This is a genomic window from Protofrankia sp. Cj3 (assembly GCF_917627355.1).
GTDB lineage: Bacteria > Actinomycetota > Actinomycetes > Frankiales > Frankiaceae > Protofrankia.
The window spans coordinates 33,516-34,198 of sequence record NZ_CAKJTR010000041.1; the positions used below are offsets into that span (position 1 = coordinate 33,516).

A 683-nucleotide genomic window follows, 5' to 3' on the forward strand; every position below is an offset into this window, starting at 1 on the left:
CTGGTCCCGGACACGGCGGTGGATGTGGGGGTGGCGTGGGCGGTGAGGGTGGCCATGGCCTGTGTGGACGCCGCGGTGATCGCGGTGGCGTGTGGGCCGGTGTACCAGGGGCGTAGCCGGACCGCGGCCGCGCGTAGGCCGGTGGCGAGTAGCAGTGCGGTGCCCTTGGGCATGGCGCGGATGTCGGCGGCCTCCAGGATCCGCTGGCGGCGCAGGGAGACCTGTGTGGACGGGCCGCCGCGGCTGTGGGACACCGAGGAGATTTCGATGTCGTGGTCGCCGACGAGCCGGGAGAGGTCCTCGGCGTGGCGGGGGTCGTCGATGCCGGCGCCGACGAGTTTGATGGTGGCGGCGGACCACAGGGCGTCCATGCCCTGTTCGCCCCATACTCCGACGCCTTGCCGGTAGGACTGCAGGATCGTGATGGTGACCAGGCCGCGGGAGCCCAGGTGGGAGTACAACCGGGGCAGGTCGGCGATCTTGCAGATGTTCGCGGCCTCATCCAGCATGATCCGCATGGGGGGGTCGAGGCGGCCGCCGGCGGCTTCGGCGCGGCGGACCGCGGCGCGCATGACCTGGTCGACGAAGGCGGCGACCAGCGGACTGGCGGCGCCTTCGTCGTCCTTGGACAGCAGGTACAACGTGTCGCTGCTGGTGGCGAAACGGTCGACGTCGAGCAGCGC

At 71.4% G+C, this 683-nt stretch carries 1 protein-coding gene; it reads right to left on the minus strand.

Features of this window, described 5'->3' with window-relative positions; translation table 11 throughout:
• Positions 1-683, minus strand: a 683-nt coding sequence (locus MJ783_RS08130; RefSeq protein WP_239309692.1) for a type IV secretory system conjugative DNA transfer family protein, incomplete at both ends; no start/stop codon positions are given.